General features: G+C 71.2%; 14 protein-coding genes. 6 read left to right on the forward strand and 8 right to left on the reverse strand.

Going from position 1 to position 13,315, the window contains the following annotated elements; genetic code table 11:
* Nucleotides 1-57 precede the first annotated feature (57 nt).
* Nucleotides 58-1,335: a thymidine phosphorylase gene (locus STSP_RS17375; RefSeq protein ID WP_067278525.1), complete on the forward strand. Its 1,278-nt coding sequence runs from the start codon at nucleotides 58-60 to the stop codon at nucleotides 1,333-1,335.
* Nucleotides 1,336-1,418: 83 nt separating this feature from the next.
* A complete protein-coding gene (locus tag STSP_RS17380) occupies nucleotides 1,419-1,805 on the forward strand; it encodes an STAS domain-containing protein (protein ID WP_078067261.1) in 387 nt (128 codons plus the stop codon).
* On the opposite strand, the gene STSP_RS17385 is transcribed toward STSP_RS17380, so the two are convergent.
* Together STSP_RS17385 and STSP_RS17390 are read right to left on the reverse strand one after the other, a co-directional pair.
* Complete coding sequence (locus STSP_RS17385; protein WP_067278530.1) at nucleotides 1,716-2,702, reverse strand: sigma-70 family RNA polymerase sigma factor; 987 nt, start codon at nucleotides 2,700-2,702, stop codon at nucleotides 1,716-1,718. The genes STSP_RS17380 and STSP_RS17385 overlap by 90 nt on opposite strands.
* Nucleotides 2,703-2,926: 224 nt before the next feature.
* Nucleotides 2,927-4,210 (reverse strand): MFS transporter, encoded by a 1,284-nt coding sequence (locus STSP_RS17390; RefSeq protein WP_067278532.1) that lies wholly within the window; start codon nucleotides 4,208-4,210, stop codon nucleotides 2,927-2,929.
* Between the two features lie 63 nt (nucleotides 4,211-4,273).
* Between STSP_RS17390 and STSP_RS17395 the strand changes: the two genes are divergently transcribed.
* The gene (locus STSP_RS17395; RefSeq protein ID WP_067278534.1) at nucleotides 4,274-5,227 is read left to right on the forward strand and encodes a LysR family transcriptional regulator; all 954 of its coding nucleotides are present in this window, start codon (nucleotides 4,274-4,276) and stop codon (nucleotides 5,225-5,227) included.
* Nucleotides 5,228-5,659: 432 nt separating this feature from the next.
* Here the strand turns inward: STSP_RS17395 and STSP_RS17400 are convergent, their stop codons facing one another.
* Nucleotides 5,660-6,421 carry an alpha/beta fold hydrolase gene (locus STSP_RS17400; protein WP_067278537.1) on the reverse strand — a complete coding sequence of 254 codons (762 nt, stop codon included), beginning with the start codon at nucleotides 6,419-6,421 and terminating at the stop codon, nucleotides 5,660-5,662.
* Nucleotides 6,422-6,534: 113 nt separating this feature from the next.
* On the opposite strand from STSP_RS17400, the gene STSP_RS17405 reads away from it, so the two are divergent.
* Entirely contained in the window at nucleotides 6,535-7,689 is a 1,155-nt protein-coding gene (locus STSP_RS17405) for an adenosine deaminase (protein WP_067278540.1), read from the forward strand.
* A 119-nt stretch (nucleotides 7,690-7,808) separates the two neighbouring features.
* Nucleotides 7,809-8,129 (forward strand): hypothetical protein, encoded by a 321-nt coding sequence (locus STSP_RS17410; protein WP_067278597.1) that lies wholly within the window; start codon nucleotides 7,809-7,811, stop codon nucleotides 8,127-8,129.
* A 73-nt stretch (nucleotides 8,130-8,202) separates the two neighbouring features.
* Here the strand turns inward: STSP_RS17410 and STSP_RS17415 are convergent, their stop codons facing one another.
* From STSP_RS17415 to afsQ1, 5 genes are all read right to left on the reverse strand, one after another.
* On the reverse strand, nucleotides 8,203-8,403 hold the full coding sequence (locus tag STSP_RS17415; protein ID WP_067278542.1) for a PspC domain-containing protein: 201 nt from the start codon (nucleotides 8,401-8,403) through the stop codon (nucleotides 8,203-8,205).
* 51 nt (nucleotides 8,404-8,454) lie between these two features.
* Nucleotides 8,455-9,024, reverse strand: coding sequence for a VanZ family protein (locus STSP_RS17420; RefSeq protein ID WP_067278544.1), 570 nt, complete (start codon nucleotides 9,022-9,024; stop codon nucleotides 8,455-8,457).
* 117 nt (nucleotides 9,025-9,141) lie between these two features.
* Complete coding sequence (locus STSP_RS17425; protein WP_067278600.1) at nucleotides 9,142-9,762, reverse strand: hypothetical protein; 621 nt, start codon at nucleotides 9,760-9,762, stop codon at nucleotides 9,142-9,144.
* Nucleotides 9,763-9,764: 2 nt separating this feature from the next.
* A complete protein-coding gene (locus STSP_RS17430; protein WP_067278547.1) occupies nucleotides 9,765-11,366 on the reverse strand; it encodes a sensor histidine kinase in 1,602 nt (533 codons plus the stop codon).
* Nucleotides 11,367-11,583: 217 nt separating this feature from the next.
* The gene (gene afsQ1 / locus STSP_RS17435; protein ID WP_067278550.1) at nucleotides 11,584-12,261 is read right to left on the reverse strand and encodes a two-component system response regulator AfsQ1; all 678 of its coding nucleotides are present in this window, start codon (nucleotides 12,259-12,261) and stop codon (nucleotides 11,584-11,586) included.
* A gap of 230 nt (nucleotides 12,262-12,491) precedes the next feature.
* On the opposite strand from afsQ1, the gene STSP_RS17440 reads away from it, so the two are divergent.
* Nucleotides 12,492-13,265: a SigE family RNA polymerase sigma factor gene (locus tag STSP_RS17440; RefSeq protein WP_067278552.1), complete on the forward strand. Its 774-nt coding sequence runs from the start codon at nucleotides 12,492-12,494 to the stop codon at nucleotides 13,263-13,265.
* The last annotated feature ends 50 nt before the right edge of the window (nucleotides 13,266-13,315 follow it).

Here is a 13,315-nt window from a genome sequence, read left to right on the forward strand (position 1 = left end):
GGGAAAACAAACCGCCCACCCACACCCGCACACCGGAAGAAACCGGAAGGAACCCCCATGGACGCCATCTCCGTCATCCGCACCAAGCGCGACCACGGCGAACTCACAGACCCCCAGATCGACTGGGTCATCGACGCCTACACCCGCGGCGAGGTCGCCGACGAGCAGATGTCGGCCCTGGCCATGGCGATCCTCCTCAACGGCATGACCCGCCGCGAAATCGCCCGCTGGACCGCCGCCATGATCGCCTCCGGCGAACGCATGGACTTCTCGGCCCTCACTCGCCCCACGGCGGACAAGCACTCCACGGGCGGCGTAGGCGACAAGATCACGCTCCCTCTCGCGCCCCTGGTCGCCGCCTGCGGCGCGGCCGTCCCGCAGCTCTCCGGCCGCGGCCTCGGCCACACCGGCGGCACGCTCGACAAGCTGGAGTCCATCCCGGGCTGGCGCGCCCTGCTCTCCAACGAGGAGATGCTGCACGTCCTCGACACGACAGGCGCGGTGATCTGCGCGGCGGGCGACGGCCTGGCCCCCGCCGACAAGAAGCTGTACGCCCTGCGGGACGTGACCGGCACGGTCGAGGCCATCCCGCTGATCGCTTCGTCGATCATGTCGAAGAAGATCGCGGAGGGCACGGGCTCGCTGGTCCTCGACGTGAAGGTCGGCTCGGGCGCCTTCATGAAGACGATCGAGGACGCCCGCGAACTCGCCTCGACGATGGTCGGCCTGGGCACCGACCACGGTGTGAAGACGGTCGCGCTGCTCACCGACATGTCCACCCCGCTCGGCCTGACCGCGGGCAACGCCCTCGAGGTACGCGAGTCGGTGGAGGTCCTGGCGGGCGGCGGCCCCGCGGACGTCGTCGAACTCACCCTCGCCCTGGCCCGCGAGATGCTGGACGCCGCCGGGCTGCCGGACGCCGACCCGGCGAAGGCCCTGGCGGACGGCTCCGCCATGGACGTATGGCGCCGCATGATCGCGGCCCAGGGCGGCGACCCGGACGCACCACTGCCCACATCCCGCGAACAGCACATCGTGACGGCGCCCTCCTCCGGCGTACTGACGCGCCTCGACGCATACGGCGTCGGCGTGGCCGCCTGGCGCCTCGGCGCGGGCCGCGCCCGCAAGGAGGACCCGGTCCAGGCCGCGGCCGGCGTCGAACTCCACGCCAAGCCGGGCGACACCGTGGTCGAGGGCCAGCCCCTCCTCACCCTCCACACGGACACCCCGGAACGCTTCCAGTACGCCCTTGAGTCCCTGGAGGGGGCGTACGACATCGCCTCGGCCGACACGGCCTTCACCCCGCCGCCGATCGTGCTGGAACGCATCGCCTGAGCCGGAGGGCCTCGCCTGACGCCTGACCGGGAGCTTCGCCTGCGCGGGACAGCGCGCCCACAGCATCCCTGTCACCGCTCGCGATGAGTTCTCCGCTCACCCACGGTCTACCGACCGTGGACGCTCCGACACCCGCACCCCTGGTCCTGCCCGGCGCCGTCGGCCGCGCCGAGGCGGACCGGCTGTGCGCGCACGTACGAGCGCAGCTGCTGGCCACCGGCGCGGACGTCGTCGTATGCGACGCCGCGGCGCTGGCCGCTCCCGGGCTCGCCGCCGTCGACCTGCTGGCCCGCCTGGAGCTGGCCGCGCGCCGCGCGGGCGGCCGGATCCGCGTACGCAACCCAGCTCCGCAGCTACGCGAACTGCTCCAACTCGTCGGGCTAGGGCTCGAGATGGAGCGGCACCCCGAACAGCGGGAAGAACCGCGCCGTGTCCAGGAAGCAGTGGAACCCGGTGACCCGGCCCCCTGACACCTCGATGACCTGCACCGCCCAGGGCACGAAGCCCTTTCCGTCCGGATCCGGCTTGTACTGCGCGAAGGCCGGCGTGCCATTGGCGACCACCGGGATCAGACGGGAACCCTCGCAGGCCGCACCCAGCGTGGTCATGAAGCCGGTGATGTCCTCAGGACCGCGCAGCCACAGGTCGAACGGCGGCATCGTCATTACCGCGTCCTCGTGCAGCAGGGCCGTCAGCGCCGCCATGTCGTACCCCTCGAAGGCGGCCACATAGCGGTCCAGGAGCTTGCGCTGCTCCTCGTCCAGCGGGTCGGCCGTCGCCGTGTCCAGGGATCCGCCGCTCTCGGCGAGTGTCGCCCGCGCCCGCTGCAGCGCGCTGTTGACCGAGGCGACCGTGGTGCCCAGCAGCTCGGCGACCTCGCTCGCCTTCCACGCGAGCACCTCGCGCAGGATCAGCACGGCCCGCTGCTTCGGCGGCAGCTGCTGCAGGGCCGCGATGAAGGCGAGACGCACCGACTCCTTGGCCACCGCAGCCTCCGCCGGGTCGCTCACCTCGGGCAGCACGCGCGCGTCCGGCATCGGCTCCAGCCACGTGTGGTCCGGACGCGGATTGAGCGCCGCCTGCGCCAGCGGCGTGGACTCGGTGAGATCCATGGGGCGCGCCCGGCGGTTGCCCGCGTTCAGCATGTCCAGGCACACGTTCGTCGCGATGCGGTACAGCCACGAGCGCAGCGACGAGCGGCCCTCGAACCGGTCGTAGCTCCGCCAGGCGCGCACCATCGTGTCCTGCACGGCGTCCTCGGCCTCGAAGGAGGAACCGAGCATCCGGTAGCAGTACCCCGTCAGCTCGACCCTGTGCTTCTCCAGCCGGGCGTCCAGGTCCGTCGTCGTCGCTGTGCTCTCACTCATTGGAACCCACCCCTGTGGCTTCTCCGTCGCCTGTGCGGCGCCAGCAGTCCGGAAGCTACAGGACCCCACTGACAATCGTGCCGGACCTGCAGTTTTCGCACGTAGAGGCCGAACGCGCGCCGCCCGGCGTCCATGCACCGCATACTCGCGCGACACCCCGCGTACCGCCAGCCGGCGCGGTACGCGGGGTGTCGTGTGCAGAACGAGTCGTGACCGGGGGAACCTCAGTGCCCCGCGGGCACCGCCACCAGCCGGGCCTGCGCCCGCGCCGCCCGCGTACCCGCCACCGTGATCGTCACGACGCCGGCCACGGCGAGCAGTCCGAGCGCCACGGTCCCGAACCAGCCGCCGGCGTGGAAGGCGACAGCGCCCAGCGTGCTGCCCGCGCTGGAGCCCACGTAGTACGCGGACTGGTAGAGCGCCGAGGCCTGCGCACGGCCCCGGGTCGCCGTGCGGCTCACGGCCGAGGACGCGACCGCGTGGCCCGCGAAGAAGCCGGCGGTGATCAGGACCAGGCCCAGCAGGACCAGGGGCAGCGCCTCGGCGAGCGACAGCAGCAGGCCCGCGGCCGTCGTACCGCCCGCCAGGTACAGCGCCCCGCGCCGCCCCAGCCGGGCCACCAGCCTCCCGGCCGCCGAAGCCGACACCGTACCGACGAGATAGACCAGGAAGATCGAGCCGATGACGCCCTGCGGAAGCGAGAACGGGGCATCCGTCAGCCGGTAGCCGATCACCGTGTAGACACCGCCGAACACCGTCATGAACAGCCCGCCGATCGCGTACAGGCGGCGCAGCAGCGGATCCGACAGGTGACCGCGGACCGTGCGGCCCAGGGCCTTCGGGTTCAGCGTGCCGGGCGTGAAGTGGCGCGGCGCCGGCAGCAGTACGCGGAACAGCGCCGCGCACACCACGGCGAGCACGCCGAGCGCACCGACCGCGACCCGCCAGCCCCACTCCTGCGCGACCCAGCCGGTGATGACCCGGCCGCTCATGCCGCCGACGCTGTTGCCCGCCACGAACAGCCCGATCGCGGTGACCAGCGCCCTGGGGCGCACCTCCTCCGCCAGATACGCCGTCGCGGACGCCGGAAGCCCGGCGAGCGCCGCGCCCTGCACCGCCCGGAGCGCGATCAGCGCGCCCACCGACGGCGCGAAGGGCACCAGCAGAGCCACCACCACGGCGACCGCGAGCGACGCCGTCATCATGGTCCGCCGTCCGAACCGCTCCGACAGCGCGGACATCGGAAGTACGCACAGCGCCAGCCCGCCCGTCGCCGCCGACACCGTCCAGCTCGCCGTGGACGCGCTCACACCGAAGTCGGCGGAGATCAGCGGGAGCAGGGCCTGCGTGGAGTACAGCAGGGCGAACGTGGCGACACCCGCCAGGAAGAGGGCGAGGCTCATCCGGCGGTAGCCGGGACCGCCCGGGTTCATTCGGGAGTCGGAGGCGGGAGCGGCAGGGCGGGCGTCCACGGTGGTGGTGGACGCCTCGGTACTGGCAGGAGGCATGCCCCGAACGTACGGCCACCTGCATTCATGCGTCCAATGCATGGAATCGCCATAATCGATCCCATGGAGCATGAGCAGAGGTCACAGCCGCGGCTGTCACCGTCCGGTGACACGGAAGACATTGCGGCGATACTCGCACCGCGCCTCGCGTACTTCGCCGGCGTCGCCCGCACCGAGCACGTCACGCGGGCCGCGCAGGAGATGCAGGTGCCCCAGTCGACCCTGTCCCGGGCCCTCGTACGCCTCGAACAGGACCTGGGCGTCGACCTGTTCGCACGCCACGGCCGTACGGTGTCGCTGACCCCCGCGGGCCGCACCTTCCTGACCTCGGTCGAGCGGGCACTCGCCGAGGTCGAGCGCGCGGCCGAGGAGGTACGGGCGGACGTCGACCCCGCCTCCGGCAAGGTCGCCTTCGGCTTCCTGCACACCATGGGCTCCGAAACCGTGCCCGAGCTCATCCGCGCCTTCCGCGTCGACCACCCGCGCGTGCGGTTCAGTCTCGTCCAGAACTACGGCGAGGCCATGATCGAGCGCTTGCGATCAGGCGAGTTGGACCTCTGCCTGACCTCACCGGTCCCCGACGCGCCGGACCTGGTCGCGCGCCGTCTCGACGAGCAGCGACTGCGGCTGGTCGTGCCCGACGACCATCGCCTTGCCTCCCGCAAGCGTGTCCGTCTCGCCGAGGCGGCCGACGAGACGTTCGTGACCCTCGAACCCGGGTACGGGCTGCGGCGCATCACCGACGACCTGTGCCGGCAGGCCGGCTTCCGGCCCCGTATCGCCTTCGAGGGTGAGGAGGCCGAGACCCTGCGCGGACTCGTCGCCGCCGGGCTCGGCGTGGCGCTGCTGCCGCCGCCGGCCGTGCCGCGGCCGGGAGTCGCGGAGCTTACGGTCACCGCTCCGCGGGCGGCCCGTGAGATCGGTGTGGCGTGGCGTGCGGGCATCCCCGACACCCCGCCGGTGGCGGCCTTCAAACGCTTCCTGCTGTCGCGCCGCGGGCACCTTCTGCCCGACTAGCCCCGTGCCGGGGCGGGCGCACGAGTTCACGGCACCCGCCGTCGTGGGTTGTGCCCCACCCCTCCGGGTGTGCGGGTACTGGGCCAGGGCGCCCGCCGTCGTGGGGTTGTGCCCACCCTCCCCCAGCTACCGCTGGGAGGTGCCCCCAGCCCTGCGGAACGATTGCCCACAACGGTGACGGTCGCCCCCACCGGCCGGTAGCCGCGAGCGTGCCGAAGGGGACGTGGCGGGATGTGCGCCCGCAGCGGCTGGCGCCAGGTCTGGGCTCGCCCAAACGATGTACGGTTCGGCGCCAGACCGAGGACGTACATCCCGGCGCGGCCCCGACCCACCCAACGACAGAAGGCGCACCAGCCGACGACAGCCGGCAGGCGCGCAAGTCGCGACCCACCCACCGGCAGGCGGCGCACCACCTACCGCCGGAGGCCACCGTCAGCGCCGCCGCCCCACAGCCCCAAAACCCGCCGCCAACGGCATCCGCAACCCCAGCGGCGGCGGAGCCGCCAGCGCGTCCGCGACCGGGCGCGCGAAGTCGCGCCCGAAGAGCGTGCCGAGCGCGAAGTCCGAAGCGAGAGCGAGGACTTCGGCCCAGTACTGATGCAGCCCGTGCCCGTCGGAGTGCACCTCGAACCGGCAGATCCCCGGGTTCGTCTTCTTCACCCGCGCCGCCAGCCGGAATGACAACTCGGGATCCGTACGCTCGTCGTTGGTGCCGTGGACGATCATCACGCGCCGCCCCGCCAGCTGCTTCACCGGCTCGGGCGCCGCGGCCACGTCGTCCTCGGGCAGCCAGGGCGCGACCGCCAGCACGGACTCCACCGCCGGATGGCCGCCCGCATGCAGGGCGGCACGCCCGCCCATGTCCACGCCGGCGAGGCAGACGGGCACGTCCCCGTACAACCGCACGACCTCGTCCGCAGCCCACGAGGCATCGCGCGCGAGGTGCGCCTCGCTGCCGTTCCAGCCGCGGCACCGGTAGTGGACGACGTGCGCCGCCAGCCCCTGCCCACGCCCGTCGCGCGTGAGACGCCGCCCGAGGGCGCGTACCGACGACGCGGCGAGCGGGGAAGGACGGCGTACGGAGACCTCGTCACCCCCGGGCAGCAGCAGCACCACACCACCCACGGTGGACGGCTCCGGGCCGATCGCCTTTCCCAGCCTGGGCGTCTGAGCCGACGTCGCTTGCTGTGCCATGACAGAACAGTGTCAGAAGCACTGGTGTACTCCACCTGTCCTCAGGGTCACTGTTACGTATCGACGGGCCTTGACCAGAGGTGTTCTACGCGCGTAGGAGTTAGAGTGCGGAAATGACGAGCCAGACCCGTGAAACGCCGACTCCGGACCAGATCCGCCGCGCCCCGAAGGTGCTGCTGCACGACCATCTCGACGGGGGCCTGCGCCCCGGCACCATCGTCGAACTCGCCCACGACCAGGGCTACGACCACCTCCCCGAGACCGACCCCGACAAGCTCGGCATCTGGTTCCGCGAGGCGGCCGACTCCGGCTCGCTGGAGCGCTATCTGGAGACCTTCGCGCACACCTGCGCCGTCATGCAGACCAAGGAGGCGCTGAAGCGGGTCGCCGCGGAGTGCGCCGAGGACCTGGCCGAGGACGGCGTCGTGTACGCCGAGGTCCGGTACGCCCCCGAACAGCACCTGGAGAAGGGCCTGACCCTCGAAGAGGTCGTCGAGGCCGTCAACGAGGGCTTCCGGGAAGGGGAGCGCCGCGCGAAGGCGAACGGTCACCGCATCCGCGTCGGCGCCCTTCTCACCGCGATGCGGCACGCCGCCCGCGCCCTGGAGATCGCCGAACTCGCCAACCGCTACCGGGACGAGGGCGTCGTCGGCTTCGACATCGCGGGCGCCGAGGCCGGCTACCCGCCCACCCGGCACCTCGACGCCTTCGAGTACCTCAAGCGCGAGAACAACCACTTCACGATCCACGCCGGCGAGGCCTTCGGACTCCCGTCGATCTGGCAGGCCTTGCAGTGGTGCGGGGCCGACCGGCTCGGCCACGGCGTGCGCATCATCGACGACATCACGGTCGCCGACGACGGCTCGGTGCGCCTCGGAAGGCTGGCAGCGTACGTACGGGACAAGCGCATCCCGCTGGAGATGTGCCCCACCTCCAACCTCCAGACGGGCGCCGCGTCCTCGTACGCCGAGCACCCCATCGGCCTGCTGCGCCGGCTGCACTTCCGGGCCACCGTCAACACCGACAACCGGCTCATGAGCGGCACCAGCATGAGCCGTGAATTCGAGCTGCTGACCGAGGCTTTCGGATACACGCTCGACGACATCCAGTGGTTCACCGTCAATGCGATGAAATCAGCATTCATTCCTTTCGACGAACGACTGGCGATGATCAATGACGTGATCAAGCCGGGATATGCCGAGCTGAAGTCCGAATGGCTGTTCAAGCAGACGGCCTCGACCAGCACTTCTACGGGAAAGAGGCCTTGATCCGGAACAAGCCGGAACCCAGTGCGCGACGAATTCCCGGGGAAACACGGTGTTTGCGGGCGGCACGAAACGGTCGTTACGTTTCTGAGATCCAAAGCCCCCGTCACGAGGACGTGAAGATGAAGCAGTCTGCCGCCAAGACCCTCGGCGTCGCCGCGCTCGGTGCCGCCTTCGCTGCCGCGGGCGCCGGTGCGGCCAACGCCGCCCCCGGGATCGCCACGGACCTCGGCGAGGCCGCGAAGACGCTGCCCGCCAAGGTCACCACCGACTCCCTCGACGAGGCCCAGTACACGGTCGGGACGGCCACCGGCCAGGTGGCGGCGTCCACCCTGCCGGCCCCGCTCGACAACACCCCGGTGAGCGGCCTCCTCGGCGGCCTGCCGACGGAGGGCTTCCACACCCAGGAGCTGCCGCTGCACAACTCCCTGGGCCTCGGCTGACCTGAGCGCACCGCTTAGACACGACGACGGGGTGCACCGACACGGTCGGTGCACCCCGTCGCGCTGTCTGGTGCTACCAGGCCTGGCGGACGCTCTTCTCGCTGGGGAACAGGATCCACAGCGCGATGTAGAGCAGGAACTGGGGGCCGGGCAGCAGGCACGAGACTACGAAGATCACTCGCATCGTGGTCGCGGAGGTGCCAAAGCGCCGTGCCAGCGCTGCGCACACTCCGCCGATCATCCGTCCGTGGGTGGGGCGGGCAAGGCGGGTCATCGTGGGCTCCTTCGCGAACCGTGGAGGCGGTTGCCTCATCTGCCTTCCACGCTACGGACGCGAAGCGCGCAGAGCGTCGCTCTGCGGTGCGAGGCCGACCCTGGTAATCGTCGGGGTCGTTCCCTGATGGGCGTCCTCCCGAGGGGCCGGTGTGCGCTCGGCCCTGCGACGGAGCCGTACCCGGGCGGCGGGCACGACGGCGACGTGCGCGAGGGCCACGCCGACAGTGTTCAGCAGCAGCGAGTCGACGTCCACGATCTGACCCGGTACGCCGGTCTGCAGCAGCTCGATGCCCAGCGACAGGAGTGCGCCGGCCGCGACCGTACGGGCCAGGGAGCCCAGCGGCGACACGGACAGCTTTCCGCCGACCATCGGCAGCAGCACGCCCAGCGGGGCGAGCAGCAGCAGACCCTCGCCGATGCGGCGGGCCGCCTGTAACGGGCCCAGCGCCAGGTCGGCGCGGATGCCGGCGAAGGGATGCAGATTCGCTGCGCTCACCCAGGGGACGTCCAGGGGGCGCAGCGTGAGCCATCCGACGAGGAGCAGGTGTGCGACGAGGAGGACGCCTCCCGCCGCACGAACACGGAACGCGACGTTGCCGTCGCCCCATCCTTGACGCACGCCCCCAAGGACGCCGGGGGTCGCGCCGCGGTTCCGGGGTATGCCTCAGGTCACCCCGTTCGGCCTACGCCCCAGGGGGCACAGGCCCGACCCACCCACCGACGCGGCAGGTCGTCGTCAGGACCCGGAGACCGTCTCAGAAGGTGGCGGTACCGTGCCGGGGCGGGCGCGTACCTCCGGGGTGCACTCGTAGCGGCGCACGGGCTCGTCGCCGGTGCCTCCCAGCACCACCGCCCCGTCCTCGTCCGCGGCAGCGGAGTCCGCGTATGTGCAGACGATCTGCGCGAGCGCGTATGCGGACAGATCCTCCGGCGGCGTGCTGAGCCGCAGCGTGTCCTCCGGATCGCCCTCCCGCGGCCCGGACACCGTCATGCCGCCGCGCACAGCCGTCGTGTACCCCGCCTGCTTCTCCGGCGCCGACGGCGCCTCCGCCAGTTTGTCGAGCAGCGCCTGCGCCACCAGTACGCGGTCCGTCGCCGCGTTCTTCCCGGCGAGCTGCACCGTACGGTCGACCGTCACCAGCTGCGATGAGCACACGAGGAAGACCTGCACGGGGACGCCGCGCGCCGACTGCGTGCCGATGTCGGCCCCGCCCAGGGCGCACGGCACCCGCGACGGCGCGGCACCGAAGTCGGTCGGCACCTCGGTCGGCCGGATGCCGCACCCGGAGAGCACCGAGGCCAGCACCACGCCGAGCAGGGAAACGGCCCCAGCAGTCCGCAGACGCCGCACGTTCACGTTCACCGCTCGCCTCCGTCGGACTTCTGGGAGCCCCCCGACGACCCGTCGCCCTGCTCTAGCTCCCGCTCCCGCTCCGCCACCCCGGAAGCATCCCGAGGCACCCGGAACGTGAACACGGCCCCGCCCTCGGGCGAGTTCGCCGCGGTGATCTCGCCGCCATGGATATGCGCGTTCTCCTGCGCGATGGACAGCCCGAGACCACTGCCCTCGGACCGCGGCCGCGACGCGCTCGCCTTGTAGAAGCGGTCGAACACATGCGGCAGCACGTCCTCGGGGATGCCGGGACCGTGGTCGCGTACCTCGATGGCCACGATCCCGCCGTCCGCGCCCTCCGTCCGTACGGAGACCCGCACAGGCGAACCGCCGTGCTTGAGCGCGTTCCCGATGAGGTTCGCGAGGATCACGTCAAGGCGCCGCGGGTCGAGCCGGGCCACGATGCCGCGCTCGGCGTCGAGTTCGACGGCGTCGAGCCAGGCGCGCGCGTCGATGCAGGCGGTGATCTGGTCGGCGATGTCCACGTCGTCGAGGACCAGCCGCGCCGTTCCCGCGTCGAAGCGGGTGACCTCCATCAGGTTCTCCACGAGGTCGCCCAGCCGCCGCGTCTCGCTGACGACCAGCCGTACGGCGGGCTCGATCATGGGATCGACGCTGCCGGTCTCGGCGTCCAGCTCCTCCTCGAGCACCTCGGTCACGGCGGTGATCGCGGTCAGCGGCGTACGCAGCTCGTGCGACATGTCCGCGACGAACCGCCGCGACGCCTCCTCGCGTGCGCTCATCTCCGCGACGCGCTGCTCCAGCGCCTCCGCGGTCCGGTTGAACGTACGCGACAGATCGGCGAGCTCGTCCGTCCCGGACACCCGCAGCCGGGTGTCCAGCTTGCCCTCGCCGAGGCGGCGCGCGGCGACCCCGAGCCGGTGCACGGGCTTGAGGACGGTCGTCGCCGCGGCCTGCGCGAGCAGCGCGGAGCCGATCAGCGCGAGCCCGGTGGCGATCCCCAGCGACCAGGCCAGCGAGTTGAGGTCCTTGGCCTCGGGCTCCAGGGACTTGAGCATGTAGCCGGTCGGCCCGCCCCCGATCATCGTGGCGCCGCCCACGAGGTACGGCGTGCCGTCGTCGACGATCCGCTGCCAGTACAGGTGGTACTCGTACTTGTTGCCCTCGGTGAGCGGCTGCTTCTCGTTCACGGCGTCGCGCAGCGACTTCGGCACGTCGGAGAGCGTGAAGGTGCCAAGCCCCGAATTGCCGGCGATGGTGTCGCCGTCCTCGTCCTCGGCGATCAGCAGCACGCTGAAGTGCTGGCCGCTGGCGGCCATCTGCCCGGCGGCGTGCTGCAGTTCCTCCTGCGTCGGACGGGCCGGCAGCGCGCCCGCGCGGTTCTGCATCTCCTGCTGGAAGTCGTTCAGCGCGGCGTCCTGCGCGCGGGTCAGCACCGCCTCGCGGTTGAGCCAATACGCTATGCCGCTCGCCGACACGGCGGCGGTCAGGGCGACGAGCGCGAACACGAGGACCAGCCGCAGGCGCAGGCTCGTGAAGCGCAGCGTCGAGAGGATCGCCTTGCGCGCCGCGGCCCAGCCGCGCAGCTTGTCGTGCGGTTTCGTCACCGTGCCCGACCGCTCGCTTCCGCGCCCACGCGCCGAAGCGCGGGTGCTGCCGTCCGTGCCTGCCTGGTCACCCTTACATTCTCTGCCGGAACGCGACGGATGAGACTGCCTGTTGCCGTGTTCGTGAGGCAGACGTGGCCAGTGATGCCAGTGTGGCAAAAGAGTCTCTGGTGGGCGCCGAGCCTGGAGTTGTGAAGCCTGGTGCCACAGCCGTCTCTCACGACGGCGTGTCCAGCCGGTAGCCCACGCCCCGCACCGTGCGGATCAGGGTCGGCGAGGACGGCACGTCCTCGACCTTGGCGCGCAACCGCTGCACACAGGCGTCGACGAGCCGGGAGTCGCCGAGGTAGTCGTGCTCCCAGACCAGGCGCAGCAGCTGCTGCCGCGACAGCGCCTGACCGGGCCTGCGGCTCAGCTCAAGGAGCAGACGCAGCTCGGTCGGCGTCAGCTGCAGATCCTCGCCGTTCTTGGTGACCGTCATGGCCGCGCGGTCGATGACCACGTTTCCGAACGTCGCGGAGTCGTTCGCCTCCCGCTCGCCGCGGCGCAGCACGGCACGGATGCGCGCGTCCAGCACCCGGCCCTGCACGGGCTTGACGACATAGTCGTCGGCACCGGACTCCAGCCCGACCACCACGTCGATGTCGTCGCTGCGCGCGGTCAGCAGGATGATCGGCAGCTGGTCGGTGCGCCGGATGCGCCGGCACACCTCGAATCCGTCGATGCCGGGCAGCATCACGTCCAGCACGATCAGGTCCGGCCGCTGCTCGCGCAGCAGCTTCAGACCGTCCTCGCCGCTGGCAGCGGTGGCCACACGGTGCCCCTGGCGCGTCAGCGACAGCTCCAGGGCCGTACGGATGGCGTCGTCGTCCTCGATCAGCAACAGGGAAGGCACGGCGTCATTCTGACTCATCGCGTGGTGGGGTTTCGACAGTTGCGGCGCTCCCACCCACACGCGCGTACCTCGAACTCCTGTGAAGGATCTTTGACAACGCCCCGGTGGACCCCCGCGCCGGGGCGCTGTGACAGGTCTGTGACAGTCGGCGGACACCGCCATGAAGTCGCCCCGGCAGAGTTTTCGTCACAGCAAGGACCGAGACCCACTCCACCGACGGGGGGCGCGAGATGAGCACGCTGCACAGCACCACGACTAGCGCAGTCGTCACGCGTCTCCACGACGTCCGGGGCACGGGTCAGCACGAGAAGTCCGGTGCCGTGAGCGGGCGGGGGTGCGCTCGCGGCACCGGGCGTCAGCACACCGTGTACATGACGGTGGTTGACGCGCACACGGGGGTAAGCAACAGCGGGGGAGCTCACGGGGGAGCCGCGTACGGGGAGGCATCGGGGGAGCGTCGTACCAGGTCGGAGACTGTAGATGCCGAAGCGGCGTTTACCGCCTACGTCCAGGAGCGCCGCGCCTCCCTCTACGCGACCGCGTACCACCTGACCGGAGACCGGTTCGAGGCCGAGGATCTGCTGCAGAGCGCCCTCTTCTCGACGTACAAGGCCTGGGACAGGATCAGTGACAAGGCCGCGGTGGGCGGTTACCTCCGTCGCACCATGACCAACCTGCACATCAGCGCGTGGCGCCGCCGCAAGCTGAACGAGTACCCGACCGAGGAGCTGCCGGAGACGGCCGGTGACACGGACGCGATGCGCGGCACCGAGCTGCGCGCCGTGCTGTGGCAGGCGCTGGCCCGGTTGCCCGAACTCCAGCGCACCATGCTGGTCCTCCGCTACTACGAGGGCCGTACGGACCCGGAGATCGCGGAGATCCTCGGCATCAGTGTCGGCACGGTGAAGTCGAGCATCTGGCGCTCCCTGCGTCGGCTGCGCGAGGACGACGTCCTGAGCTTCGGCCGTGACGAGGAGGAGTCCTTCGGCGAGCTGGTCGCCTGAGGTCTGGGGGGGAGCAACGGGGGAAGGTGGGGGACCACGGGGGAATACGG

The sequence above is a fragment of the Streptomyces jeddahensis genome, assembly GCF_001642995.1.
GTDB classification, from domain to species: Bacteria; Actinomycetota; Actinomycetes; order Streptomycetales; family Streptomycetaceae; genus Streptomyces; species Streptomyces jeddahensis.